This is a genomic window from Ignavibacteriota bacterium (genome assembly GCA_016708125.1).
Lineage (GTDB): Bacteria > Bacteroidota > Ignavibacteria > Ignavibacteriales > Melioribacteraceae.
In genome coordinates this window covers 3,760,671-3,785,827 of sequence record JADJGF010000001.1, presented here as the reverse complement: position 1 = coordinate 3,785,827, position 25,157 = coordinate 3,760,671, and the positions used below count along the sequence as shown (strand labels likewise).

The following is a 25,157-nucleotide window of genomic DNA, read 5'->3' as shown; positions in this document are numbered from 1 at the left end:
TTTAAAAATTATCGAATTAAAAATTTATTAATTCTCAATTTTTATTTGAGTATAATACTTTACTTTTTCAATAAATTCTTTGCTGTCAATTGGTTTTGGAATATAATCTGTAGCGCCGGCTTCCAAACATTTTTCGCGATCGCCTTTCATTGCAAAAGCCGTTAATGCAATAATTGGAGTATCTACATATTCTTCAATTTCTCTAATTTTTTGAGTTGCTTCAAAGCCATTCATTACCGGCATTTGCATATCCATAAGGATTAAATCTATTTTTTCTTTTTTACAAATATTTAAAGCTTCTTCGCCATTTTCAACAACAATTACATTTTCAAATCCGCTTTTTTTCAAAAGTCTGGTTACAATTATTTGAGAATGTTTATAATCTTCAGCCATTAAAATTGTTGGTGAATCGCTTTTCTCTTTTACTTCTTCAATTGATTTAGTTTCTTCAATATTATTTATCATTGCAGAAATTGCATTTTCAAGTTCATTCAAACTTGTACTTTTTTTATCGAGTAAATCGACAAACATTCCGTCAATTTTTTGTAAATCTTGCTGATAATCTTCTTTTCCGGTATAAATAATTATTGGGAGTTTATCAAATTTTCCGTGTGATTTAATTTGTTTAATCAAATCAAAACCGTTTAACTTCGGCATATCCAAATCAACAATTGCTAAATCTAAATCTTTATCTATAATTAAATCGAGAACTAATTCCGGTCTATATTCTGCAATAACATTAAATCCGGCGGTTTGCACAGCTTGCTGAACCAATTTCAAAGTCGGCTGATCATCATCAACACAAAGTACGGTTGAGTTTCTTCTCAATTTATAACTCGTTAAAATTTCTACAAGATTATTATAATTTATTGGTTTAACTAAATATTCAACTGCACCCATTAAATAAACTTTTTCTTTTTCTGCTTCCATTGAAAAAACAATTACCGGAGTATTACGTGTAAATTTATTGTTCTTAATTTTTTGAAGAATTTCTAAACTGTTTTCATTTCCTTGCTCTATGTTTAAAATTACCGCAACATATTTATTTTGCTGAAGAAGTTTTATTGCAAAATCTCCGGAGTTTACAATTTCAGTTTGATAATTCCATTTTGATAAATAATTATTTAAAAGTGCTGATGAAGCTTGATCGCTTTCTATAACAAGAATTTTATCTTTGTTCGATTTATTATTTTCCATTAAGATTTCATGAATTGATTTTTGAATTTCTGCTTGGAACGGCAATGTTATATTTATTATAAAATTATTTTCTTCAATATTTAATTTGAGAGATCCATCAACAAAATCAATAGTTTGAGCTAACAAGTTTAACGATAACCCGCTTGTTTTTTTTAACACTTCACGTTTTCCAAACGGTGTTTGAAGTTGAATTAATTCACTTTTTTCAAGTTTTGCATTTTTACCAATTATTTTAAAATAAATTTTATTATCAGAAATGAAATCTGAATTTAATATAACTTCATTTGTTTGTGATAAATCCAATGAAAAATTAAGAGCAGAATTTAAAATTGATTTTAAAACTTTTTCATCAAAATGAATTTCTTTTTGATCAACATTATTTAGTATAAATCTTGAATCCGGTAATTCTGCATTTTTAGATTTTATTAAATCTTCTAAGAAATTTGAAATGTTGAATTTAGATTTTAACTGATCAGCATTTGAGTTTAATAAATTTAGAATATTGTTTAAGTCTTCAAGCGAAGAAGAAATAAATTGATGTGAGTTTTTTATTTGATCCAAATATTTATTTATGCTGTTTGTTGAATTTTCTTCTTTAGCTAAAGTCAATAAACCGTTTATGGTTTTTAGTTCTTTCTGAAATCCTTTTATAGTTTTTGGAATTAAATCATCATTTGAATTTAAAATGTTAGATTTCATATTTTCGGAATTTTTCCAAGTTGAAAAACAATTTTGCACAAATTGAGCAACATTAAAAAATTTCTTTCTATCTTCTAAAGCCGGCTGAATTTTATGAACTAAAATTAGAATACCAAATTTATTTTCATTCAAATTAAAAATTATCGATTGAAGATTTTCATTTTGAACATTTACTGTAATTAAACATTCTTTAAAAATATTTCCGGTGAAGTTTAATTCATTTTTAAAATTTGAATATTCTTTAACACTAACAAAATTTGGAATTATTTGTTCATCAAAAGTTGTAGTTTTTCCAATTTGTACAAAGTTATTTTCCGAATTTTCTTCGAATAAATAAACGGATTTGAGATTTAATTCATCACTTAAAAACAAACATAAATCATCCGGAAAAGATTTGCTGCCTTGTTTTGCAAATTTTTGGAGAACATTTAAATTTTCAAATAAAACTAATTTTGTATCATTTATCATTTACAGCTTTCCAATCAATTATTAACACAAAGTTAAAGGTGAATTCATGTGAATGCAATAATTTTATAATTATAATTCATATTCGTTAAAATGTCCGATAATTTGAATAAGCTTGTTTTTGAAATTGTTTCAAAATTGGAAACTATCAATTTAAAAATATCCTTTTGAGAATATTTTTAACATTTGTAAATAAAATTAGTTGCAAAAAAAGTTTACAAAAATTATAACAAATTATATTCAACGTAAATTTTAACAACATTTAATTTTATAAATTTTATTTAAAAGTTTTGGCATAAAACGTGAAAGTTAAATTTGCCTTATGAAAATTATAATTAAAAATAATTTGTGTAAATAGAAAATGAAAAACTTTCTAAAATTATTTTTGATACTAAATAAATTTTAACAAAGGGTAATGGGGGAATTAGCTCCGCTTTAGGGCGGAGCCAATTTCTAACTTTAGAGATTATCAAAAAAGTAGTTTGAAATTTTTGTATAAAGGTGAAGTGCATCTTTTCCGCCAACTCCGTGTCCGTGCCCAACGTATGGATAAAAATCCAAAGGTTTATTTAGGTTTGCAGCTTTCTTAGCAAATTCCAAAGTATTTTCCAAAACTACAGTCGGATCGGAAGTTCCGTGAACCAATAAAAGTTTACCATTTAAATTTTCCACATAATTTAACAAACTAGAATTTTTGTAACCTTCGGGATTTGCTTCCGGAGTATCCATATATCTTTCACCGTACATAATTTCATAAAATTTCCAATCAATTACAGCGCCTCCGCCAACTCCAACTTTAAACGTATTATTTGTTCTCAGAATTAAAGAGGTTGTCATAAATCCGCCGTAACTCCATCCAAAAACTCCAATTCTTTCTTGATCAATATAATTTAGATTTTTCAAATAATTTATACCAACTAATTGATCTTCAATTTCAACAGTTCCTAAATTTCTAAATATCGCTTGTTCAAATTCCAAACCTCTGTTCGCAGAGCCTTTATTATCAAGCGTGAAAACTATGTAGCCTTTTTGCGCCATATATTGAAACCAAAAGTCATAACGGCCATAATACCAATTATTTGTAACCAATTGTGCATGAGGTCCGCCATAAACGTAAACAATTACGGGATATTTTTTTGTTTCGTCAAAATTAGTTGGAAGAATTATTCTGCAATAAAGATCAATGTTATTTTTATCTTTTAGAGCAAATATTTTTGGCTTACTTATTTCAAAATCAGAAATCGGATTTTCACTTTTATTTAATTGAGAAATAATTTCTCCATCTTCATTTATTATATTAGAAATTGATGGAATTTCAAGATTTGTAAATGTGTCAATAAAATTATTATTGAATGAATTGTATTTCACTTTATGATTTGCATTTTCTTTTGTGATTCGCGAAATTTTTCCACTCTTTAAATTTACTTTATAAGCGTTATCTTCAATTGGTGAATCTTTTGTAGCAATAATAAATACTGAATTGGAATTTTTATCAAAACCTAAAATTTCTTTTACAACCCAATTTCCAGAAGTGATTTGTTTAATTAATTTTCCATTAATATCATACAAATAAATATGCTGCCAATTATCTCTTTCGGAAAACCACAAAAATTTTGTCGGATCATTTGGTAAAAATGTTAATTCATTTTCGGGTTCAACATATTCATTGTCTTTTTCTTCAAATAATGTTAATAATTGTTTTCCAGTTAAAGCATCATACTTTATTAATCTTAAATGATTTTGATCTCTATTTAAATGTGAAATAAAAATATATTTTTCTGTTGGATCCCAAGAAATGTTTGTTAAATATTGATCAAAAGGTTCGCCGGTATTAAGCCATATTGTATTTTGTGTATTAAAATTATAAACGCCAACTTTTACAATTTCTGTATTTTGTCCAGCCATTGGATATTTAATATTTTTTAATTTTGCCGGAGTTTCGCCAATTTCAACCAAAGGATAATTCGAAACATTCGATTCATCTTTTTGATAGAAAGCTAAATAATTACTTTTTGGCGACCAAAATATTCCATCGTTAATTCCAAATTCGGAACGGCTTACAGTTTGTCCACTTACAATTTCTTTGTTTTCTTCATTTGTAATTTGAATTGAATTTGAAGAATCTAATGAAGCAAATAAATTATTTCCGATTGTAAAAGCAGTGAGAATATTATTTGGAGCTGTTTCACTATTTTCAGATTCAGCGGGTATTTTATTCAAAATATTAAACGAATTATTTTTCAAATTAAATGAAACCAAATAATTTTTATTCCAAAATGTAAAAGTTTTTGAATCAATCCATTTAATATTTGGGAATTTTGAAAATTGATTACCCAATTTAGAATTGTTAAATATTTTTTTAATTTTACTTAAATAAATCAAATTATTTTTAATATTTGTTTTTGTATTAAATTCAACTAAAACCGAATCTCCATCGATATAACTTACATTATTGGTATTTGGAATCCACTCCAATTGTTTTAAAGTTTTTGGAGCTAATTTTGAATATGAATCGAAAACTACATTTTCAATTGTTAAATTTTTCTTCTGAGCCAATAAAGAATTTAAAACAAAAAATATTATAATTATTAAAATATTTGGTTTCATAATTTCCCTTATTTCTAAAATATTTTATAAAATATTATTGTGAAAATTACAAAATGAAAATCTGTTTTCTACATTATTTAAAAGAAATGTTTACAGGTAAGTTTTACTTCTTACAGTAAAAATTAATTTTATTTTGGAAAATTCATTTGTAACAAAGTAAGAATAATTTATAAAATTGGGATAAAACCATGTCTCAAAAAAAACCACAATGTGATGTAAATCAAAATTAAGCAAATTACATTTTACCTTTTAAGTGAAAATATCCAATAAATTAAATCAAAAGACATTGTTTAATAAATATTTACCAACACTTGGTTTTTCAATCTTAAAAAATATTCTTTGTGGCACAATATGTGTTTATTATCACAAGTTTAAGTTTTTAAATAGGAAATAAAATGACAGAAACTCAACAACAAGTAAATAGTGGAAAAGTAAATATTCTTGATGATCAATATTTAGCTGAAAAAATACATCAAATAAAAGAAAATCATCTAAAAAATATTTCGCCAATTATTTTAATAAAACCAGCGGTTTTTTCTTTTGTAGTTTTATTGGTTTCGATGTTTATTGATCTTTCTTCTGTGCCGATTTTAGGAAATATTACTATAGATATTGCCAAATCTCTATATCCCGATTGGCAGCAAGCAGAAAAAACAATTGAGCCAATACAATTTTGGTGGCTTCCGTTGGTTAGTTATTTATTTTTTATTACAATTGCAGTAAAAGAATATAGAGGATTGTTCAGTCACGTTAGATCAACAACTCCGCGGGAAAATATAGATAGAATAATTTCTTCATCAATTAGTTTGATTGACGGTTACGCAACTGCGCTTCCATTAATTGGAGCTGCATTTTTATTAGTAAGTATAAAATTAGGTCCGGAAATATTTTTAGGATTATCAGTCCCTTTTGAAATAAAATCATTAATTGTATTAGCAATTGCAAAACTTTTTGAACCGGTTTTGGATTATATTGGTGTAAAATTTCAAAAAGTAATTAACGTTGCTTCGGATTTTCAAGAACAATTCTATCAAAAACTACAAGTTAAGCAAACTGATAAATTGATAAAATTATTATCAGAGAATAATTCACCAAAAGTTGCGGAAAATAATTTATCAATTGAAAACCTAAAAAATCTTCGTGAAGAATTAGAAAAAATTAAAACATTAAGTTTTGAATCATATCAGAATTTTAATATTCTAAACAAACTTACAACGCAACTCAATTCAAGTTTGGAAAATAACGGAAAACATTTAACGGCAATTAATCAAATGAGCCAAACCATCGATTCTATGGCATCAAATTTAAATAGTGATAAAGTTTTGCAATCATTAAATAGTCTCGAACTAATTGTAAATAAAAGGTAAACAAAATGGTAAGAAGAAGCAGAGATGCAAAATTTGTAATCTACCAAGTACTTTACATTTTTGTAATTACGGTTTTGGCTTTAAAAGGCGCAGAAATAAATTTGGGCGAAGTTGTAAAAAAAGAAAATGTTGTTTCAAAAAGTGTCCGTGATTCATTGATAAATGTAGTTGATTCATTAAGCAAACTTGGCTTGAAATTAAACATTGAAATTGATGAAGACGTTGTTTCTGAAAATAAAGTACTTAAAGAAAAATTGAATAATCTAAATAATCAAGTTGCATCACTTTCTCAAAAAGTAAAAGAAACTCCTTTGCCTGAACCAACTGTACCAATCGAAAATAAAAAAGAAGAAACAGTCCCATCGCCATTTTCAAAAAGCATGGAATTTCTACAATATTCAACTAACATTGCAGAAAATAAAGGCGATTATACAGTTACATTAATTGATCCGAAAAATAATTCGGAATTAGTAAAAGTTGAACCAAAATCTAAAAAAGAATTTGAGTTAACTAATCAAAATGAAATTGTTGTAAAATTCGCGAATCAATCTGATAGAATAAAAGTTAAAAATAATCTTCCGCCGGAAGTTGATATTAAAAAAGTTACAAACAAAATGGATAAGGGAGATATTTTCGTAAAAGAATTGCAAAGAACAACTTGTTATACTGTAGAAATTAAAGATGAAAAAATTGATCAAATAAAAGTTACTTATTCGGGACCAATTACTGTTTCTGGTCCGCAAAAAGATAAAAAGGGAAATTTGATTTATAATATTTCACTAAACCTTGCATCAACTGAAGATAAATTTAATAGTTGGACAGACAGAAACGAACAGCTTATCGATTCTGAAGGTCGTTATAAAACTAATTTCTTTTTCACAGCTTTTGATACAAAATCAAAACAAAAAACAGAAGTAGGCGAAGCTTTTTACTTTACTGAATTTTCTAAATAATTAAGATTATAGACATGAAAAAAATTACTCTAATTTTGCTTTTAATTTTAACATTTGTAAATGTAAATTATAATTTTGCTCAAGATGAAGAAGAACAAATAATGTATTACCAAATGGAACCGTTGGATGATAGTTTATTTGTTAAAATTCAAGAAAATTTATTTATTGATCCACCGGATCCGAAAGCAGAAATAATTGTTGATTTACGCGATTCAAAAAATAACACGATAGAAATTAAAAGTAGAATTTATCCGCTTGCGGCATTAAATGAAGAATTGCGTGCAAGGATTATTACTTATCCATTTAAAATTAATTTACAAGAAAACATTACATATACAACAGTTTTTACTGATGTTTTCAGCAAAATGAAATTCAATAAAATTTTTGATACACCAACAAAATATCAAATAAGTGCCGATCTGGCTTATGTAAATCCATATTTGCAATTATTTGGCGGCGAAAGATTTGGTGTGCCGATTAAAAAAGATATCGGAATTTCGATGGGATTAGGAACGCCATATTCCGGTCCTATGGAAACAGATTTGGTTGAAGCAAACTTTCATATTTTGGGTTTCAGATTTGGAATGTTTGGAATTATTGAAGCGTTTTCGAAATTGAAAGATGTAAATAATCATAATAATATTTATGGCACTCAAGGATTTCAAGTTGGTTATGTAGTTCCGTTTGGTAACTTTTTTGAAATAAGTTATCACAATGTTAGCAACGAATTAAGCGATGAAGCATATAATTTAAGGATGCAAGATTCTGTCGCAAAATTTGATTACAAACCGTTGATAATGAAAGGTTCATATTTAAACTATGAATTGCGATATCCTGTAAGATTTATGGGATCAACAAGAAGTAAATTTTATGCGGCAAAGTTTTTGGATGAATGGCATTTCGGATTTGTCGGGAGGGAATTATCACTTGCCGGAAGCACATTTGATTTAAGATTAGATGCAATGCCCAAAAGTGAAGTTAGAAATCCGCAATATTTAATTGATATTTTAGTTCAAAGAATTATGGAATCTTGGGGATTTAGCTCATTTGCTTTAGGACCATCGGCAATTTTTTCAAAAACAGATAATGGGAAATTTGGGGTAACTTCAATTTTTGTAAACTTGAGATTGAAAGTAGGAACTTCTCTATAATAAGTTAAATTATTATTTAAAACTAAAAACTCCGAAATTAATTCGGAGTTTTTTAATTTATGACTTACTACAATTCTATTCCAATTCAGAATTTCCAACTTCAAACTAAAATAAAATCTAAAATATTTTTTTTAAAGTGATTTAATTAAAATTTGTATAAGAATTAATAAAGCAATAATCAGTTATTGTAATCTTTTTATATAATTATTTATATATTTAAAAAACTTTATTTTAATTGCAAATAATCATAAAGATGCAAACTGCAATATTCCGAATTACATTTTTTTTATTACTACTTTTTAATACAATAATAAGCCAGCAAAATAATTATTTATTTGAAAAATTAGAAGTAAAAGATGGTTTAAGTAATAATTCCGTTAATTGTATTTTTCAAGATAGACAAGGATTTTTATGGGTTGGAACGGAATATGGTTTGAATAGATATGATGGTTATAATTTCACACAATTTATCCATAATCCAAATGATTCAAATTCTATTGGCGGATTTAATATTAGAGATATAGAGGAAGATAATGTTGGTAATTTATGGATCAGTACTGGAAATACACTTTCCTTACTTGCAAAAGAAAATAAATTTTTAGGGAAATTTGAAAATTTTAACCAACCAACAATTTGGTCTATTAAGCAATCTAAGATATTTCCGGATAGCATTATTTGGATACCATCAAAAAATGGTTTAAAAATATTTAATAAAAAAAGAAAAACTTTTTCTACATTTTTACTTGAAGAAAATGACTCTTCCTATTTTAGAACAGATTTTCTGTATAGCGTTTTAGAAGATAAATTTGGGAGAATATGGTTAACTTCCGCAAATTACAAATTAACATGCATAACAAATCCGCTTTCTGAAAAAAAAATAATTAAAAGTTTTCCAGATATTCTAAAATATACCGACAAAGATTTTGCCTATTACAGTATTTTTAAATTTTTAGAAGACTCAAAAAGTAATATCTGGATTGGTAGTTATGGAGCTGGTTTAATTAAAATACCAGCTGGTAAATTAAATGTAAAGGAATTTGATTATTACCATACAGATGCAGAATTAAAAAATAAAGTTGAATGTAACCTTATTTCAAACTCAATTATTGAGGATGATGAGGGTATTATTTGGGTAAGTACTGATTGCAACGGTATAATGAAAATTGACACTGAGACGAACAAAATTAATTACATCAAAGATGATCCTACAAAACAAAATAGGTTAGGCAGTAATAGAATAACTTGTTTGTTTTTTGATAAAGAAGGGATTCTTTGGGCTGGAACAAAGGATAATGGAATAGTGAAAATTATTAAAGACACGCCAAGTTTTAAATATTTTGAGTCAAGATTTGATAATAGAAAATTTATTAATAGGGTTAAATTTAATGCCTGGTCAATTAAGAAAAGTCGAAAAGAAAATTTGTATTGGGTAGGTATTGATGAAGGATTATTATTAGTTGAGAAAAAAGGAGATAGGTTAATAAATACTTCAGAATTTATTTTTAATAAAACAAATAATGCAAATCTTAACAATCTTCAAATACGCGATATTTATGAAGATGAAGACAATACTCTGTTGCTTGCAACAATTGGTTTGGGGATGATAAAACTAAATCCTCAATCAGGTGAATATACAATTTTAAGTGCTAAAAGAGATGATCCTTACTTTCCACCAAGTAATAATATTTATTGTATTGAACATGATGACAAATTTTTATGGTTAGGTCTAAATAACGGATCACTAACTTCTTTAGATTTAATTTCTAATAAATTCAAAGAATATCCTTTGCCAAATACAAAAAGTGAACAGCATTTTATTACTACAATAAAAAAATCAAAATTAATTCAAAATAGTTTATGGATTGGCGAGTGGAATTTCGGTTTGATTCTATTTAATACCCAAAAGAAAACCTTTAAATTTTATCATAATAATTCAAAATACTCGGAAAGCATTAATGAAAATTGTATTACTGCTTTATATGAAGATGAAAATAATGTAATATGGCTGGGAACTTATGGTGGTGGATTAATTAAATGTATTTTAACAGAAGTTAAAGAAAGTGTGCCTTCTGTAGAGTATAAAAGATATGATACTAATTTTGGATTAAATAATGAAATGGTTTATGGAATTTTGAAAGATAAAACTGGTAATATATGGATTTCAACAAACTTCGGGATTTCAAAATTTAATATGGCAACCGAATCTTTTACCAATTATACATCTAGTGAGGGCTTACCAAAGGAAGCCTTTAATCTTGGAGCAACCTTGTCAGATGATGGAATTTTATTCTTTGGTGGAAGCGATGGTATATATTATTTCAAACCAGTTGAAAATTGTAAAATAGCAGCACCAAATGTTGTATTAACTGAATTTAAAATATTTGGAAAATCTGCAAATAAGCAATTCCTTAAAAACAATGGAATAATTCAACTTTCTCATAACGATGATTTTTTCTCATTCGAATTTGCAGCACTTTCGTTTAAAAACCCTACTAAAAATCAATATGCTTATATAATGGAGGGATTTCATAATTATTGGATAAACATAGGAGACAAAAGAGAAGCAGTATTTATGAACATGGAACCAGGCAATTATAAATTTAAAGTAAAAGCCTCTAATAGCGATGGAATTTGGACAAATAAAATTTTAAGCATGGAAGTAAATATCAATTCGCCTTTCTGGAAAACCTGGTGGTTTTATTTCCTTAATATTTTAGCAATAATGATAATTTTATTTATGATTCATAAGGCAATTTTATATAGAACTATAAAAATTAGAGAAGAACTTAAAAGCAATTTAGCAAGAAATTTTCATGATGATACTGGAGGAATAATTGCCAGTCTAAAAATAAATAGTTACAATTTGCTTAAATCTGAAAATCAGAATAAACAAATTATGCTCCAGCAAATCAACAAACAGACAACTCAATTATCCAGAACAATTAAGGATATGTTATTTGAAATTGATCCTGATAAATCTTCACTAACAAATTTGGTTATTTATATAAAAAATTTTAGTGATTCACTTTTTGAAAACAGAGGAATAATTTTTCAGATTGAAGGACTAGAAGATAATTATGATAAAATAATATTACCATCGGAGTGGAAAATGAATCTGTTGGCAATATTTAAAGAAGGTATAAATAACATAATAAAACATGCTTCTGATTGTAAAAATGTTATTCTAAAAGTTGAAGCAAAAAGTAAAAGAATCACAATTCAATTAAGTGATGACGGAAATGGTTTTGATAAATCCATTAATTATGATGGTAACGGTTTGAAGAATATGAATTTCAGAGCATCAAAATTAAATTCAAAGCTGGATATATTCTCGAAGAAAGGAATTGGAACAACTATCTCCTTTAATGCAAAACTACCCTAAAGGTCAGTTGATTAACAAATCTCATTAGCATAATTTTTATTATGGTAAAAATATTCCTAATTGAAGACCAGGCAAGTTATAGAGATTCCATTGCCCAACTCATTAACAATCATGAGAATTTTAATTGCGAAGGAATTTTTGAATGTTTTGAATCTGCACAAAAAAGAATTTTACAAGACAAACCAGATATTGTTTTGGTAGATATAAAATTACCTGGAATATCAGGCATAGAAGCAACAAAAATAATTAATTCCTTATCGCCGGAAACAGCAATAATTATTCTTACCATTTTTGATGATTGTAACCTAATTTTTAGTGCTCTGGAAAATGGAGCAAGCGGTTACATTCTAAAAGATGATAATCCGGAAAACATTATTTGTGCGATAAACGAAGTATTAAACGGCGGTGCTCCTATGAGCATGTCTATTGCGCGAAAAGTAATTGAATCTTTTAAAAAACCAAATGCAAAAACTGAACTTACAAAACAGCAGATTACAATTCTTAAACTGCTCTCCAAAGGTAAAAATTATCAAGCAATTGCTGATGATCTGTTTATAAGTAAAACGACAGTAAAATATCATCTAAGAAATATATACCAAAAACTTCATGTGAAAAATAAGGTTAATGCTATATCAAAAGCAAAAGATGAGGGAATTATTTAAGAGCAGAATCAAGTATTTTGTATCAAGAATCAAGACCAAAAACTACAAGATTAAAACATTTCAGAAAAAGTTTAAAAGATGTAAATTGTTTACTTATAACAACACCTTATCAAATTGGTGTAGACAGAAAATTACAATCTTTTATAAAACCAATAACTAAAGAATAAAAATTAAAACATTTTCCGAATCAAACTTTTGATTCTTTTGCAAAAAACTGTCCTAAAGGATAGTTCCATCTGATTATTCCACTATATATTTTTATTTCCAATAAATTCATTAAAACATAATCATTTTTTAAACCTTACTTATAAAATAATAGTTTGACTTTTTAATATAGATACAACTCAGGTTGTAATAAAATTTAAATGTAGTCAATTGTTTCTCTGAATTGAAAGAAAGTAATTTTTCAATTTATATATAATGTGAGGGATTAAAAATGTTTAATTTTTTTGTTTTTCCGTTCGAAAATTTAAATTCAATTCTTAAACTTATTCTTATCTATTCAATCTTAATTGTATCACAAGTTTATTCACAAAATACTGATACACTCTGGACTGAAAATTGGGAAGGTGACTGGACGACAGACTGGCATGTTGATAAAAGTGAACGGGTTTAATATGCAAGCCAATATCTGCCTAAAATTCTGTATATGGTGGAGATAAAAATTTATAATAACTTATAATGTGAATCATTTTATCAAAATCAAGTTTTGTTGAATTACTATATACGAAGGTTAAAACGATATCAATTTCCTTAAACTTTCACATGTGTTACGATAAGCGATAGAATTAAAAAAAGTAAAAGAAAGAAGAATTAAAGAAAATCTTAACCAATTTATTAAACAGAAAGCAGCATGAACACGAAATTATTATTATTAAAAACTATGTTTTTTCTTTGAAACAATTGGTGATTAACTAAAATACTAAAAATAATTTTACAATTTGTTTAATCTAATAAGCTGCCTAAACGCTTAGTTGATATTGGTGAATTATAAACAGAAGTTATTTCTTGTTTAGCTCCTTACAAGATGAGATGCAAATTCTGCGTAATATGGATATATATACAAATGCATAAATTAACTTAATATGGCTAACAATTTTTATCAGTTATTAAATGAGGAGAATACTATGAAATTTACGAAATTAAAAACAAATGTTTTATTTAGTCTTGTGTTATTAATATTGCTTATTACTGCACAAAATCTTTTTGCTGTCAAGTATTATGTTTCACCAACTGGGAATGATATAACTGGTGATGGAAGTGAAGGAAATCCATGGCATACAATTCAGGGTGCAATTGATAATGTAGTTGTTATTAATGGAGATACAATAATCGTAATGAATGGAACTTATATTGAAAATGTCGATGTTAATAAAGAAATTATAATTCTATCTGAAAATGGTTATAATTCGACAATTGTAATTGCATCAGATACTAATGATCGAGTTTTTGAAATAACTGCTAATTATGTGACAATCAGCGGTTTTACATGTTATGGCTCAAACAAGGTATGGGATGGAGCAGGAATCTTTCTAGGTAACAATACACATCATTGTATAATATCAAATAATAGAAGTGGGTATGATCCTAATCATAAGAATTGGAAAGGCATTTACTTATACACATCCTCTAATAATATTATATCAAATAATATTTGCAATTATAATGATGAAATAGGTATTCAACTATAATTCGGCGTTTAGTTTGAGTATTTTTTGCGTTTAGTTTGAGAGTAAATTTAATACTAAAAAAGGTTAAATGTCACAAATAATTTTTCAACTACTATTTTTAGTTTTTAGTGTTAAAATGGAGTGAAAAAGATGTAATTAAACAATTGTTAAAGCGGTAATAAAATGCAATTTAAATTCTATTAAAAGACCTTTTTAATTTAGAATCTTCCTTCAGCAATTTTTGCGATTTGTTTGTGATTATGTGGCAAATTTCAGAATAAACTTTTTTAATAATTTAAATAAAATATTAAATACCTTATTTGGATTGAAAATATGCTTTTAAAAATGATAAAATCTTGTTAAATTATAATTAAAACTATCCCCAAATAGCTATTTATTTTTCATTCTAAATAAATAAAATATTATATACTATCATGAACAAAATAAAATTAAATAGTAAGAAACTGTTATTGTTACTTTTATATTCTTCAGGAAAAACTAGTGAAATTTGTGAAGAAATTAAAGGAAGAACAAGAATTGTCAAAATGATATTTCTTTTTAATGAAGAAATTAAAAAAGACTTTATAAAAGATGCCAATATTGAAATGGAACCGATAACATTTTATTCATGGGATTATGGGCCATTCTCAAAGGATATTTATAATGACATCGAATTCTTTATTAATAACAATTTAATTATTGTTAGAAATAATAGTTTAGAAAAAGAAGAAATTGAATTATTTGAATATGAAAGATGGTTAGAAGATCAATATATGTCAAATGAAGTAGTAAATTTATCAGAAAAATACAATCAAGAAATTTTTCAATTGAGTCAAAAAGGTAAGGATTGGATAGAAAAAAATATTTGGCATTTATTATCACAAAATCAAATTGAAATCTTAAAGCTATTTAAGAAAAGACTCAATGAAGCTTCGTTAGATGCAATTTTAAGATATACATATTTAAAATTTCCAAATTATACAGATCAATCAAAAATTAAAGAGAAAATTATTGGATTTTAATTTTTTGGTAATTTTACCAGCTATAATTTCTTTAATTGGTGTTGGAATTTCAGTTGTTAAATCTGATACACTAGATGGAAATATTGCTAGATCGATTGTTAATTGTAATAAGGCGATTTATTCATATTTACAAAACGAAAATAATAGATTTGCTGAAAAGATAACTTATTTACTTAATTTGACTTTCAATGAATTTATTAGAAATCTTACAGTTACTGACAAAAATTCTTTAAGTATTAAAGATTTTGAAATCAAAGAACTAACTAATAAAATTGAATATATAGTCGTTGATAAATTAATAAAAGCAACTGAACAAAAAATTAAATTAGAGGGTTTTCGACAAAGAATATTTTTTTATAGAATGATATTTTTTGTTTTTCTTATAGTAAGCATAATTCCAATTCCACAAATGTTTATTAAAACAATTTACATTTCAAATGAAACGCTAGAGGTAATTTTTAGTTTTTATCTGAGTGCATTGATTATTTTTCTATACGAAAAAATCTTACTAAACAAACTAATTGCTGATGTTGGAGTTGAACATGGCATTCAAATATGAATACGAGCTTGAAGATAAAGTTATTGCTGTTTTACAAAATCATACTAATACTTTTTTAAGACAATTTCCTTTATTTAATAGAGTTATTGATTTTGTAGCTATTGATAAAAACGACAATGTTTTTGGTATTGAATTTAAATTAAATAACTGTAAAAAAGTATTAGAACAAGCAAAGAAAAATAAATCCTCCTTTGATTATTTTTATATATGCCTTCCGCAAAAGAATTTTAAGTATAATTTCTACGAAAAAGTTAAAGAAGCAGGCATTGGGTTAATGTTATATGATGATAAAAAAGAATTTCTAGAGTATAAAATTTTAGCATCTTCAACATGTGAAAAATGGTATCCAAACTTAGAATACATACGGAATTTGTTAAATAATAATGGAAATTACTTTGGAAATTAAAAATGGACAATGTCTGGAAATATTATTATTTGGGACTTTTAGTGAAAGTAAATATTTCCTTGATCCTTCTTTTCAAGATAGTTATAACTTAATTGGTTTTAATGCAAATTTTGTTGCCTTTGCACCTGACGGAATAGCAGCCTTTTTAGCAAGATTAAAAAACAAAAGTTATTTTATTGATCCACAATTTTATGCTTTTCAGCAGTCCATTGAAACAGTTTTAAATAAAAAGAATGGTATAACAACATTAAAAACTTCAATTGAGAAATTGGCATTACAATATGGCGATTTTATTAATAATAATGCTGGCAAAAAAGCTCTAACAGCTTCTGATTTTAATGATATTCAACTGCTTGATATTACAAAAAAAGTGTTAAAATTTCAGTGTGAATTTCTTGAAAAAGTTAGTAAAGAACAAGATACCTCTGAATTCTTGGATCCAACTGATTTTCATCCGGAATTTTTAATTTCGCCATATCTTTTATTAGATTTAGATGATCTAGATAATGAATTAGAAATAAATAAAAAATTTATTATTGCTGCTAATGATTTAATTGAGAAAAAAGAAATATCATCAAAAGAAATATTTGCAGAAATTGTGTTTCAAAAAGAAGTTTTATTTGATACTGATGCAATTGATAAAATAATTTCAGTTTATCATACATTAAAAATTAGTGGTTTTGTAATCTGGATTGATAGTCTAAATGAGTTTGATGCAAGTTCTCATCTGCTTAGTAAGTTTAAATATTTTGTAAGTGAATTAGGAAAAAGTGGGATACCAATTATCAATTTACATGGAAGTTTCTTTTCAATCTGTCTATCAAGTCCCGAAATAAGTTTATTGGCAGGTGTGGGGCATGGAGTTGAATATGGTGAGGAAAGGCCTTTAATACCTGTAGGGGGAGGAGTTCCATTAGCTAAATTTTATTTTCCTAGATTTCACAAAAGAATAAATTATTATCCAGATGCAACAAGTATCCTAATTAGGAAAAATTGGATTTTAAATAAAGAAGTCTATTTCAAAAATGTTTGTAATTGTGAAACATGTCAAGAATTAAATAATAAAAATTCTAATGTATATGAAGCTTTCCAGGTTTTTGGTGAAACAAAGATTAGTACCAAAAATAATAAAGCTTATCCTACATCAAATGCAATGGATAAAAGTAGAAGGCATTATCTAAATATTAAACAAAATGAATATAAGTACTGCAAGTTTTCTACAAAGGAAAAAATTATTACAAATCTAAAGAAAAGTCTAGATATTGCAAATGAATTAGCTGAAATTCATGATTTTAGTTATATAGATCGATGGATTAATCAGATTATAAAATAACATTGTATAAAAATTAAGATTAAATTATTTTGGATTCAATTCTTATAAAATAATCTTATAATTTTTCATTATTATTTCTATAAATCTTTCTCACATAAACCGGAAAATATCCTTCATTAGTTACTCTTCCACTTGATGCATCAAATAAAATTGTTTTAATGTTTGTTATTTCATAAAAGATTTTTTCTGTTTTATCAAAAACTTTTTTCCCGGAAATATTAGGAATTGTTCCATCTTTATAAGTTTTTATCGTTCGTCGAGGAGGTAATAAACCTGATGTTTTTACTAGTTTGTAAGATTGATATTGAGATTTACTAATTATATCACCATCGGGGCCGAGATATAAATATCCATCATTTCTATCATACATTTCTTTTGTTACAGGTTTATCATCTAAATAATAAATTCTTTTAGTTGAATAAGTTGTATCCCTTTGATCTTTGTATTTGTTAATTACAACATATGCAGTATCAATTTTATTCTCATTATAAATCCATGCTACATAAATTAAATTACCAACTGTTTTAATTTCTTTTGGTACATACCATCTTTCATATTTTATATTTGGATAAATAGTATCACTGTTATAGTTAAGAAGAATTTCATAAGGAATATTATCAGTGTTAATATCTAATTCAGTTGCGCCTCTATTTATTGATTGTGGTTTACCTAGAATATTTTCAACTTCTACATAAGTCATGCCTACAATTATTTTAGTTTCTTTTTTTTGAGATGTGCAATTAAATAATGAAAGGATTGAGAATACTAAAACAAATAATTTTTTCATGGTAATTCCTTAATCAAAGAAATTTACCCCCCGGTGAAAAAATCTAAGCTGTATTTTTTGTTGGATATTGTAATAAGAAAAGTAGCAATAATTAGAAAAAAATAAAATATAATTTTTTGAATTGTATGCTATTAAAAAAATAAAATCTTAAAATTTCATTTTCTGCCTTGCGCACTAAAAGCACCAATCATTCTATGAACACTACTTTGCGACTTTTCAAACTGAGTAACAAATTCACGTCCACTCATTCGTGTTCTCCCTTTAACTTCAACAGTTATTGTTTGATTATTGTTGTTATAACCACTTAAGTTTGGTAATTGATTACTTGATAAAATTCTTAACATATTCTTTTGCATGGCTTCTGTTAAAACCATTTCACCAGCTTGTAAAATTGAAGGTATGCCAACAACTCCGCCGGAATGGAATTTGGGAGCTCCAACAAAAGATCGTTGATCGGCTAAAACTAATTTACTTGGTTTGCCTGCTATTCCGCCTGTATGATGTTGACCAACTAATAAACCTAAAGGGCCAAGAACAAATGAATCAACTGCATATCGCAAAGTTCCTAATAAAACCATTTTGGCAATTGTAGTTCCTAATTCTGTTACAACTCCCTTAAGACTTAACCTAGCTTCTAAAAAGCCGTTTACCATAGTAGTTATCAAAGTATCAGTTGCCTGTGTTGCAAGTTTTGAAACTTCAGCAATTTCACTTAAACTATTTTCTACATATGCCATACCCGGATTTTTTTTTGCTTGCGTTCTTAAACTTAATGTTTTGGGAACTCCATTTTCACCAATTGTATTTTCTGTTTTAGTTTCTTTTGGTTTTACTTCATTTGCTTTAATTGCAACTGAATCAAGTTCGTTTTGGAGAGCCTTAATCTTTTTATAATACAAATATTGTTCTCTAATAGAATCAGTTTTTTCAGATGCTAATTTTAGAAGTGTTATTTCTTTACTAATTTGATCATCGGTTAAAATTAAACTATCTTTTTTTTGTTTATTACCGGATTCATTTTTCTTTTTTACAATTTCAGTTGCTTCCATTAAATTTTTTAATCTTGAAATCTCAGTATCGTAAATATGTTCTAAACCTTTTGGAAGATGTCTTTTCTTTTCCTCAATACTTGCAAGATCTTTTTCCAACTCCATTATATAACCCATATTTACAGCAAGTTCTTGCAATGCATTTATTTTATTTTTTATTGCATTGTATTGTTTTTCATCTTCTTTAGATAATGTACCCTCATCCCAAAGTTTATTAAATATTTTACCGATACCCATAGGAGCTGCATTAAGAAAAGCAATTCTATCTCCATAAACTTTTTGTAATGCACTTGTGAAATCAAGTAAATTTTGTTTTTCTTTTGTTAATTCGTTTTGTAAACCAGAACGAGTTAATTTTTCATATTCATTTTTTAAGTTTTCAACTTCATCTTTTAATTCTTTTGTATCTGTTTTTGTTGTTCTTGATTGTAATGAAAAAAAAGTTAAAGCTGAAGTTGCTAATGAAACGGCAGTCATAATTCCCATCGGCCCTGCAAATGAACTAGCCAAAGTTAATAGTCCAGCTTTAACTCCACCGGAAGATTTTATTAATGATTGAAGTGAATAAATTGCAGGTTCAATATTATTTGAAATGGCAATAAAACCAAATGGAGCATCACTAACAACTCTATTTAAATTCATTAGTGCATACGAAGCTTCATTTCCGCCCGTTGAAGTTTTTCTAAATGATTCATTTAGTTTTACATTACTTACAGCAAGTTTTTGTGATTTAGCAATTAAGTATTCTGCACTTGTTGCACTCGTTCGTATTGCAGCATTAAATTGCTTTCCATCTAAAGTTAAAACAATTTGTAATTCTCTATCATTATTGCCAGTACTCATTTTATTTAACCTTTATCTTTATAAACTTTTGTGACTAAATTTGTTAAATACATCATTGTTACGATAAATATTGAATATGAATTTTTCATAATGTTCATTGTAATCAAATTTATCAATAGTCAAATTCTTAACTAAATTTGCAACTTCAGTTAAAACTTTTTCAGAAAACATTCTTTTAGAATTATTTCCAAAATTAAAATCTTCATCATTTAACTTTAGTTTTTCAAGTTCCGTTATTGTTTCAAATAATTCTAAAAAGTTATTTATTAATTCATTGTTTTCAACTTTAATATTTTCCAATTGAGAATTTATTTCTTCAGCTCTTTTTAATTTAGTTTCTCGTTCAATATCTTCTTTTCTTGAACTCAATATTTCAAGGGCTTTTTCTTTAGCATTTAAGTTTAGTCTAGCATTCTCAATTTCAGTTTTAATATCTTTAATTTTTTGTTCACATTTATCAACATCCTTTTGTGTTGCTTCACCCAAATTGAATTTTACTAAAACATTTGTTAATTCATCTTCAGCTTTTTTTAATTTTCCGGGTGAATTATTTTGACCTTCAGAAAGTTCATTCTTTAAACTGCTAATTTCTTTTTTAAGATTATTTACTTTCTGAGTAATTTCATTTACTTCAGGATATTCATTAAGTTTTGAAAATGTTAATTTTGTTACTTCGGTATTCATGGATCTCTCCTTTAGATTTTTAGATTATTTAATTCTTCATAACTCTTATTTTGTTCTTGAATTGTTTTGTAGATATATGATTCACTCACATTTAATGATTTAGCCAATTCCTTTGCAGATTGATCTTTATTAATAAGAATAAATTTTTTTATGCCATTGATAAATGGTTTTGTACTAAAATGAACATAGGTTTTTTCAAAATTATTATAGAGTTCAATAAATTTTTCCAATCCAACAATTTCATAAATTTGTTTTAGACCATTTGGTAAATCATCAACAAACTTTATACTATTTAAAAAATCATATTTAGAATTCTTCATATAACAATCCATTATTTTGACCTTTTAGAAAACTGTAAACAAATCTTTCACTTACTTCTAAATCATTTGCAAGTTGCTTAACAGTAATATCTCTATTCATTTTGATATATTTTTTTTTGCACTCTAATAATGATTTAGTAGAAAAATAAACTGAACTTTTACCAAATTCAGAAAAGAGAATTAGAAACTTTTCTTTTCCTACAATTTCTAAAACTCGTTTTAACTGACTGTCCAGAAATGGTTCAATATCAATATTTTTCATCCAATCAGTTTTCATTAACTAACTTCCTTTTTTCTCTTTTTGTTTTTTGTGACAATTTAATTTCATCTAAACACTTTAGAATTTTTGGTACATCTTTTTTCTTTAACCAAGTTATATGATCAATTTTTACTATTCTTTTTATCAGTTTATTCAATCCTTCATTAGAATTAGACTTGGATAAATCATGATACATAGCTTCAATTTTTCTTAACTGTCCGGGAGATGCAAAACCAAAAGGTCTTGGATTCAATTCATCATATTTAGTTTTGTTTTCTAAATCCTTTTCTTTCTTTAATTCTTTCTCTTTTGGTTTCCATCCTAATTGAATAAATATTTTTAATAATTGTTCAGCATCATTAAAACTTAAATCTTTACTAGATATTACATTAAAATTTGAAAGTAGAATTCTATAATTATCATCATTTAATTTTAATTCCTTTTTTGCAATATGAATTTTTGCTAACTGATTTTTTGCAATTTTCATAATCCCTCTTCTAATATCAACAAACCTAAATATGTAATACTTGTTATTAGAAAATCTATCTCTCCGGAAAGATTAAATCGTTTTTTAATTAGTATTAAATGCAATAAAAAAAAGGCAATGTGTTCATTGATTGCTCTATAATTTGGAACATAAGTTTCATCCATTTCTTTATAGAAATAATCATAAATTTCATTGCCTATTAAACCGAAAAATGAAATTAGAAAAAAACTAAATACAGATAATTCTTTATGAGGATTTACTCTTAAATCAAATTCCAATAATTTTACCGCCGTAACCTCAATTATTGAAAGAATTTCCTCAAATCTTGATACTCTAATTATATGTTCAATTAAAATCATGCTGAATTTTGATATATTTTTTAATTTTTCTTTATCTGTTCTTTCAACTATCTTGAAAACAACCGTTTACTAACGTTTAATCACTGTTTAATTTTTATCAATACCGTTTTGTAGTATCCTTTTATTAAAAAAAGTAAATCAATGCCTTAAAACTCTTCTAATTGATTTATCTTAAATTCAATGAAGCTGCCATTCTTTCACCTTGAGCAACTTCATGATTTTCAATTTCAAGAGTAAGATTTAATATTTTATCACTTTCACTAAGTTGAATCGATTCTGCCATTCTGTCTCCTTTAAGAATATCATCAATTTGTTCATCTGTCATTTTCGTTTTTTCAGAAATCACATTTTTCAATGCATATAGAGCATTAATAGTTAAAGGATAATCAGTAAATTGATCATATTTGTTTGTAGCATAGTATTTGATATACGCATTAATTTTATCAATTACTTTGTGGAAAATATCATAAGCAAGTAAGTTATTTTGAATTAATAATTCTTCTATTGCCTTACTCAAATCTTGATTTTTTTCAGCTAATTCTCTAGCATTATCAATTTGTGCAAAACCTGACATCATTTTCACATCGGCTTTATTCGCCCTAATTAATGACCGAAAAGCTGCAATAACTAATTTTTTTCTTTCTCAGTATATCTTTCATTATCTTTCATTTTTCCCTCACTTAATAAATTTTCTGGTTTATTTGTTTTTAACTGATTATTATTTTTACTAGCATATCCAACTGGTATATATCCAAAACCATTATGTTCAATCATTGGTTTTCCGGCAAAATATTTTCTTTCATTTATTTTTAATATTTCACCTTTTGTTAATTTCTTACCAATCGGTTTGTATCTTATTCCATCTTTAACTAATTCCAATTCATTATTATAAAAATTGTTTACATGGCTTTCTGAAAATTCATTTATTTCACTAAATAAATATTCTGGTTTATCTTTATTCATTGTTACTCTTTATTTTTTTTCTAATTCTTCAAATAGTTTATTTTCTAATTTGTTTATTAAGTCAAGTTGAATTCCCAAACTATAACGATCTTCATAAGTAATATCGTTATCACGATCTTCAGTAATATCTTCAGAAACTTTAATTGCGTTTCTGGTTAAACTCATAATATTCACTAATAAATTTGAAGTATCGCTAAATTCTAAATTTACTTGTATCATTTTGAACTCCTTTTAATATTAAATGAATTTGTTTTATCCTTTATAGCCGTTTTATTATTTATACTTCTTTAAATTCAATACCACATTTTACTTTAAGAAAATCGTCTAATGCATCTCTTATTAATGTTCCTTCACATTCTAATATTTCTTCGTCTTTTGCATCTTGATCAAAAATGCAATTGTAAACATCTTTCAAAACCTTTGGATCTTGAATCATTAATAATCTACTTCTATTTAGTAATTCATTATTGCTAAAATCAAATCCTAATTCTTTTAATTTAATTGTATGCTTAACTTTAACTCTTTCAGTAAATTGAACTTTCTTTCCGTTGATAATTCTGTAGACATTACTATTATTATTTGTTTCCATTTTTATTAACTCCTTTTTAATTTTAACCTAAATTTGCTCTTTCTAAAAACATTGAGGCTTTGCTTATAGTTTCTGCACTAATTTTTACATCTTTATTTTTTGGTAGACTTAAAATCAATCTGCAATGATAAATCAATGCTGAAAGTATTCTAATACTTCCGTTTGAATGTTTATAAAATTCAGTTTTAAGTCCGTTTAATTCAGGCCAATTTTTATCAAGTATTTCATCACAATCATTTTGTGAAAATTTTTTCAATTCCAATTTCATTCTAATACGATCTTTTACTTGCTTTACTTCCGGTTCATTTCCTCTTAATGTTGCTAAGAAAGAAGGTAAACCAACAAACACAATTCCAACTCCGCTTTCATCATTTAATGATCTGAAAATATCTATTGCGGATAAGTTCAAATAATCACATTGATCAATAATTATAAGAATATTTTTTCCCTTCAGTTCATTAACAACATCCTGAAAAAGTTTATTCATTGTTCCAATTCCATTTTTACCAATTTGAGTATGAATTCTTTTTATGTACTCAATCGGGAATTTGAAACTTCTATTTGCTGAAATTTTAACAACATCATTTTCACTTTCATAAAGTTCAATGGAAGTTGTTTTACTAGTTCCGGTATCGCCAACTATAGCAGCAATAATTCCATCTCTATGGCAAGTTTTTAATACACTCAAAAACTTTTTTGTATTGTTTATTTCAACAAATTCAAGATCCTTTTTAATACCTTTTAACTTGCTGTTTTCAATTCTTAAAAACCTATCTACAGCAATATTAACATCATCATTATTGCCTGTATAGGAATTTTTTCTCCATGATGAAATAATTGATGGACTGATTCCTATTTTTCTTGATACTTCATTCCAAGAAAGATTTTTTCTTTCTTGATAATCTTCCAACTGATCTACTAAATCAGTTTTTGAAACGTTCATTTGACTTTTCAGTAATTCCATATTATTTTCTCACCTCACTTCTTTTAGTTATATTTTAAAAACCTCATTAGGACTTCCTCCAAAATGAGGTTTTTTATTTAGTTAATTAGTTCTTAATTCTCTTTCAATACTTTCTACTTCATCACTTAAAGTTTTAATTGTAAATTTTATTTCATGAATTCTTTCTTTTGGGTTTCTTAATATCCATCCTTGTTTATTCCAGAATGAATTTCTTAAATACTTTTCTCCAAATTCTTTTGGTGACATCCAAATATCAATTGAGTTTATTCTAGTATAAAACCAAAGGTTTTCATTAACAGCCTTTGAATAAAGAATTTTCAAATCACTTAGTTCAGCTGTAGAATTATTTTCAATAACAAATGAACTCATTTAATTAACTC

26 protein-coding genes are annotated in these 25,157 nt (G+C 26.3%); 11 read left to right on the top strand and 15 right to left on the bottom strand.

Features of this window, described 5'->3' with window-relative positions; all coding sequences use genetic code 11:
* Nucleotides 1-27: 27 nt before the first annotated feature.
* Nucleotides 28-2,364 carry a response regulator gene (locus IPH62_16500; protein ID MBK7106874.1) on the bottom strand — a complete coding sequence of 779 codons (2,337 nt, stop codon included), beginning with the start codon at nucleotides 2,362-2,364 and terminating at the stop codon, nucleotides 28-30.
* 456 nt (nucleotides 2,365-2,820) lie between these two features.
* The gene (locus IPH62_16495) at nucleotides 2,821-4,968 is read right to left on the bottom strand and encodes a DPP IV N-terminal domain-containing protein (protein ID MBK7106873.1); all 2,148 of its coding nucleotides are present in this window, start codon (nucleotides 4,966-4,968) and stop codon (nucleotides 2,821-2,823) included.
* Nucleotides 4,969-5,363: 395 nt separating this feature from the next.
* On the opposite strand from IPH62_16495, the gene IPH62_16490 reads away from it, so the two are divergent.
* The 11 genes from IPH62_16490 (at nucleotide 5,364) to IPH62_16440 (ending at nucleotide 17,473) form a co-directional block, all read left to right on the top strand.
* On the top strand, nucleotides 5,364-6,335 hold the full coding sequence (locus IPH62_16490) for a hypothetical protein (GenBank protein MBK7106872.1): 972 nt from the start codon (nucleotides 5,364-5,366) through the stop codon (nucleotides 6,333-6,335).
* Nucleotides 6,336-6,340: 5 nt separating this feature from the next.
* On the top strand, nucleotides 6,341-7,288 hold the full coding sequence (locus IPH62_16485; protein ID MBK7106871.1) for a hypothetical protein: 948 nt from the start codon (nucleotides 6,341-6,343) through the stop codon (nucleotides 7,286-7,288).
* Nucleotides 7,289-7,302: 14 nt separating this feature from the next.
* Entirely contained in the window at nucleotides 7,303-8,439 is a 1,137-nt protein-coding gene (locus IPH62_16480) for a hypothetical protein (GenBank protein MBK7106870.1), read from the top strand.
* Between the two features lie 253 nt (nucleotides 8,440-8,692).
* Nucleotides 8,693-11,821, top strand: a complete 3,129-nt coding sequence (locus IPH62_16475) for a hypothetical protein (protein ID MBK7106869.1) — start codon at nucleotides 8,693-8,695, stop codon at nucleotides 11,819-11,821.
* A gap of 41 nt (nucleotides 11,822-11,862) precedes the next feature.
* Complete coding sequence (locus tag IPH62_16470; protein ID MBK7106868.1) at nucleotides 11,863-12,483, top strand: response regulator transcription factor; 621 nt, start codon at nucleotides 11,863-11,865, stop codon at nucleotides 12,481-12,483.
* A 436-nt stretch (nucleotides 12,484-12,919) separates the two neighbouring features.
* The gene (locus tag IPH62_16465; GenBank protein ID MBK7106867.1) at nucleotides 12,920-13,099 is read left to right on the top strand and encodes a hypothetical protein; all 180 of its coding nucleotides are present in this window, start codon (nucleotides 12,920-12,922) and stop codon (nucleotides 13,097-13,099) included.
* A gap of 511 nt (nucleotides 13,100-13,610) precedes the next feature.
* Nucleotides 13,611-14,174, top strand: coding sequence for a hypothetical protein (locus tag IPH62_16460; GenBank protein MBK7106866.1), 564 nt, complete (start codon nucleotides 13,611-13,613; stop codon nucleotides 14,172-14,174).
* 413 nt (nucleotides 14,175-14,587) lie between these two features.
* A complete protein-coding gene (locus IPH62_16455; protein MBK7106865.1) occupies nucleotides 14,588-15,175 on the top strand; it encodes a DUF4065 domain-containing protein in 588 nt (195 codons plus the stop codon).
* Entirely contained in the window at nucleotides 15,165-15,734 is a 570-nt protein-coding gene (locus IPH62_16450; GenBank protein MBK7106864.1) for a hypothetical protein, read from the top strand. Before IPH62_16455 ends, IPH62_16450 begins: the two co-directional genes overlap by 11 nt.
* Entirely contained in the window at nucleotides 15,718-16,140 is a 423-nt protein-coding gene (locus tag IPH62_16445) for a hypothetical protein (GenBank protein ID MBK7106863.1), read from the top strand. The genes IPH62_16450 and IPH62_16445 overlap by 17 nt, the downstream gene beginning before the upstream one ends.
* The gene (locus IPH62_16440; protein ID MBK7106862.1) at nucleotides 16,118-17,473 is read left to right on the top strand and encodes a hypothetical protein; all 1,356 of its coding nucleotides are present in this window, start codon (nucleotides 16,118-16,120) and stop codon (nucleotides 17,471-17,473) included. The genes IPH62_16445 and IPH62_16440 overlap by 23 nt, the downstream gene beginning before the upstream one ends.
* A gap of 55 nt (nucleotides 17,474-17,528) precedes the next feature.
* On the opposite strand, the gene IPH62_16435 is transcribed toward IPH62_16440, so the two are convergent.
* From IPH62_16435 to IPH62_16375, 13 genes are all read right to left on the bottom strand, one after another.
* Nucleotides 17,529-18,260 (bottom strand): hypothetical protein, encoded by a 732-nt coding sequence (locus IPH62_16435; GenBank protein MBK7106861.1) that lies wholly within the window; start codon nucleotides 18,258-18,260, stop codon nucleotides 17,529-17,531.
* Between the two features lie 155 nt (nucleotides 18,261-18,415).
* A complete protein-coding gene (locus tag IPH62_16430; protein ID MBK7106860.1) occupies nucleotides 18,416-20,152 on the bottom strand; it encodes a hypothetical protein in 1,737 nt (578 codons plus the stop codon).
* An 18-nt stretch (nucleotides 20,153-20,170) separates the two neighbouring features.
* On the bottom strand, nucleotides 20,171-20,836 hold the full coding sequence (locus IPH62_16425) for a hypothetical protein (protein ID MBK7106859.1): 666 nt from the start codon (nucleotides 20,834-20,836) through the stop codon (nucleotides 20,171-20,173).
* Between the two features lie 11 nt (nucleotides 20,837-20,847).
* A complete protein-coding gene (locus IPH62_16420; protein ID MBK7106858.1) occupies nucleotides 20,848-21,123 on the bottom strand; it encodes an HTH domain-containing protein in 276 nt (91 codons plus the stop codon).
* 19 nt (nucleotides 21,124-21,142) lie between these two features.
* Nucleotides 21,143-21,433 carry a hypothetical protein gene (locus IPH62_16415; protein MBK7106857.1) on the bottom strand — a complete coding sequence of 97 codons (291 nt, stop codon included), beginning with the start codon at nucleotides 21,431-21,433 and terminating at the stop codon, nucleotides 21,143-21,145.
* Complete coding sequence (locus IPH62_16410; GenBank protein MBK7106856.1) at nucleotides 21,423-21,902, bottom strand: DUF1018 domain-containing protein; 480 nt, start codon at nucleotides 21,900-21,902, stop codon at nucleotides 21,423-21,425. The genes IPH62_16415 and IPH62_16410 overlap by 11 nt, the downstream gene beginning before the upstream one ends.
* The gene (locus IPH62_16405; GenBank protein ID MBK7106855.1) at nucleotides 21,899-22,261 is read right to left on the bottom strand and encodes a hypothetical protein; all 363 of its coding nucleotides are present in this window, start codon (nucleotides 22,259-22,261) and stop codon (nucleotides 21,899-21,901) included. The genes IPH62_16410 and IPH62_16405 overlap by 4 nt, the downstream gene beginning before the upstream one ends.
* A 166-nt stretch (nucleotides 22,262-22,427) precedes the next feature.
* Entirely contained in the window at nucleotides 22,428-22,844 is a 417-nt protein-coding gene (locus IPH62_16400; GenBank protein ID MBK7106854.1) for a hypothetical protein, read from the bottom strand.
* Between the two features lie 44 nt (nucleotides 22,845-22,888).
* Nucleotides 22,889-23,224, bottom strand: coding sequence for a hypothetical protein (locus IPH62_16395; protein MBK7106853.1), 336 nt, complete (start codon nucleotides 23,222-23,224; stop codon nucleotides 22,889-22,891).
* Nucleotides 23,225-23,233: 9 nt separating this feature from the next.
* Nucleotides 23,234-23,443: a hypothetical protein gene (locus IPH62_16390; protein ID MBK7106852.1), complete on the bottom strand. Its 210-nt coding sequence runs from the start codon at nucleotides 23,441-23,443 to the stop codon at nucleotides 23,234-23,236.
* Nucleotides 23,444-23,501: 58 nt separating this feature from the next.
* Nucleotides 23,502-23,813 (bottom strand): hypothetical protein, encoded by a 312-nt coding sequence (locus IPH62_16385; protein ID MBK7106851.1) that lies wholly within the window; start codon nucleotides 23,811-23,813, stop codon nucleotides 23,502-23,504.
* A gap of 22 nt (nucleotides 23,814-23,835) precedes the next feature.
* Nucleotides 23,836-24,756, bottom strand: coding sequence for an AAA family ATPase (locus IPH62_16380; GenBank protein ID MBK7106850.1), 921 nt, complete (start codon nucleotides 24,754-24,756; stop codon nucleotides 23,836-23,838).
* 102 nt (nucleotides 24,757-24,858) lie between these two features.
* Nucleotides 24,859-25,146, bottom strand: coding sequence for a hypothetical protein (locus tag IPH62_16375; protein MBK7106849.1), 288 nt, complete (start codon nucleotides 25,144-25,146; stop codon nucleotides 24,859-24,861).
* Between the last annotated feature and the right edge of the window lie 11 nt (nucleotides 25,147-25,157).

What these genes read in the sequence shown, in the direction of transcription:
- IPH62_16500 (MBK7106874.1), bottom strand. Translation starts at nt 2,364, where the DNA reads ATGATAAATGATACAAAATTAGTTTTATTTGAAAATTTAAATGTTCTC.
- IPH62_16495 (MBK7106873.1), bottom strand. Translation starts at nt 4,968, where the DNA reads ATGAAACCAAATATTTTAATAATTATAATATTTTTTGTTTTAAATTCT.
- IPH62_16490 (MBK7106872.1), top strand. Translation starts at nt 5,364, where the DNA reads ATGACAGAAACTCAACAACAAGTAAATAGTGGAAAAGTAAATATTCTT.
- IPH62_16485 (MBK7106871.1), top strand. Translation starts at nt 6,341, where the DNA reads ATGGTAAGAAGAAGCAGAGATGCAAAATTTGTAATCTACCAAGTACTT.
- IPH62_16480 (MBK7106870.1), top strand. Translation starts at nt 7,303, where the DNA reads ATGAAAAAAATTACTCTAATTTTGCTTTTAATTTTAACATTTGTAAAT.
- IPH62_16475 (MBK7106869.1), top strand. Translation starts at nt 8,693, where the DNA reads ATGCAAACTGCAATATTCCGAATTACATTTTTTTTATTACTACTTTTT.
- IPH62_16470 (MBK7106868.1), top strand. Translation starts at nt 11,863, where the DNA reads ATGGTAAAAATATTCCTAATTGAAGACCAGGCAAGTTATAGAGATTCC.
- IPH62_16465 (MBK7106867.1), top strand. Translation starts at nt 12,920, where the DNA reads ATGTTTAATTTTTTTGTTTTTCCGTTCGAAAATTTAAATTCAATTCTT.
- IPH62_16460 (MBK7106866.1), top strand. Translation starts at nt 13,611, where the DNA reads ATGAAATTTACGAAATTAAAAACAAATGTTTTATTTAGTCTTGTGTTA.
- IPH62_16455 (MBK7106865.1), top strand. Translation starts at nt 14,588, where the DNA reads ATGAACAAAATAAAATTAAATAGTAAGAAACTGTTATTGTTACTTTTA.
- IPH62_16445 (MBK7106863.1), top strand. Translation starts at nt 15,718, where the DNA reads ATGGCATTCAAATATGAATACGAGCTTGAAGATAAAGTTATTGCTGTT.
- IPH62_16440 (MBK7106862.1), top strand. Translation starts at nt 16,118, where the DNA reads ATGGAAATTACTTTGGAAATTAAAAATGGACAATGTCTGGAAATATTA.
- IPH62_16435 (MBK7106861.1), bottom strand. Translation starts at nt 18,260, where the DNA reads ATGAAAAAATTATTTGTTTTAGTATTCTCAATCCTTTCATTATTTAAT.
- IPH62_16430 (MBK7106860.1), bottom strand. Translation starts at nt 20,152, where the DNA reads ATGAGTACTGGCAATAATGATAGAGAATTACAAATTGTTTTAACTTTA.
- IPH62_16425 (MBK7106859.1), bottom strand. Translation starts at nt 20,836, where the DNA reads ATGAATACCGAAGTAACAAAATTAACATTTTCAAAACTTAATGAATAT.
- IPH62_16415 (MBK7106857.1), bottom strand. Translation starts at nt 21,433, where the DNA reads ATGAAAACTGATTGGATGAAAAATATTGATATTGAACCATTTCTGGAC.
- IPH62_16410 (MBK7106856.1), bottom strand. Translation starts at nt 21,902, where the DNA reads ATGAAAATTGCAAAAAATCAGTTAGCAAAAATTCATATTGCAAAAAAG.
- IPH62_16405 (MBK7106855.1), bottom strand. Translation starts at nt 22,261, where the DNA reads ATGATTTTAATTGAACATATAATTAGAGTATCAAGATTTGAGGAAATT.
- IPH62_16395 (MBK7106853.1), bottom strand. Translation starts at nt 23,224, where the DNA reads ATGAATAAAGATAAACCAGAATATTTATTTAGTGAAATAAATGAATTT.
- IPH62_16390 (MBK7106852.1), bottom strand. Translation starts at nt 23,443, where the DNA reads ATGATACAAGTAAATTTAGAATTTAGCGATACTTCAAATTTATTAGTG.
- IPH62_16385 (MBK7106851.1), bottom strand. Translation starts at nt 23,813, where the DNA reads ATGGAAACAAATAATAATAGTAATGTCTACAGAATTATCAACGGAAAG.
- IPH62_16380 (MBK7106850.1), bottom strand. Translation starts at nt 24,756, where the DNA reads ATGAACGTTTCAAAAACTGATTTAGTAGATCAGTTGGAAGATTATCAA.
- IPH62_16375 (MBK7106849.1), bottom strand. Translation starts at nt 25,146, where the DNA reads ATGAGTTCATTTGTTATTGAAAATAATTCTACAGCTGAACTAAGTGAT.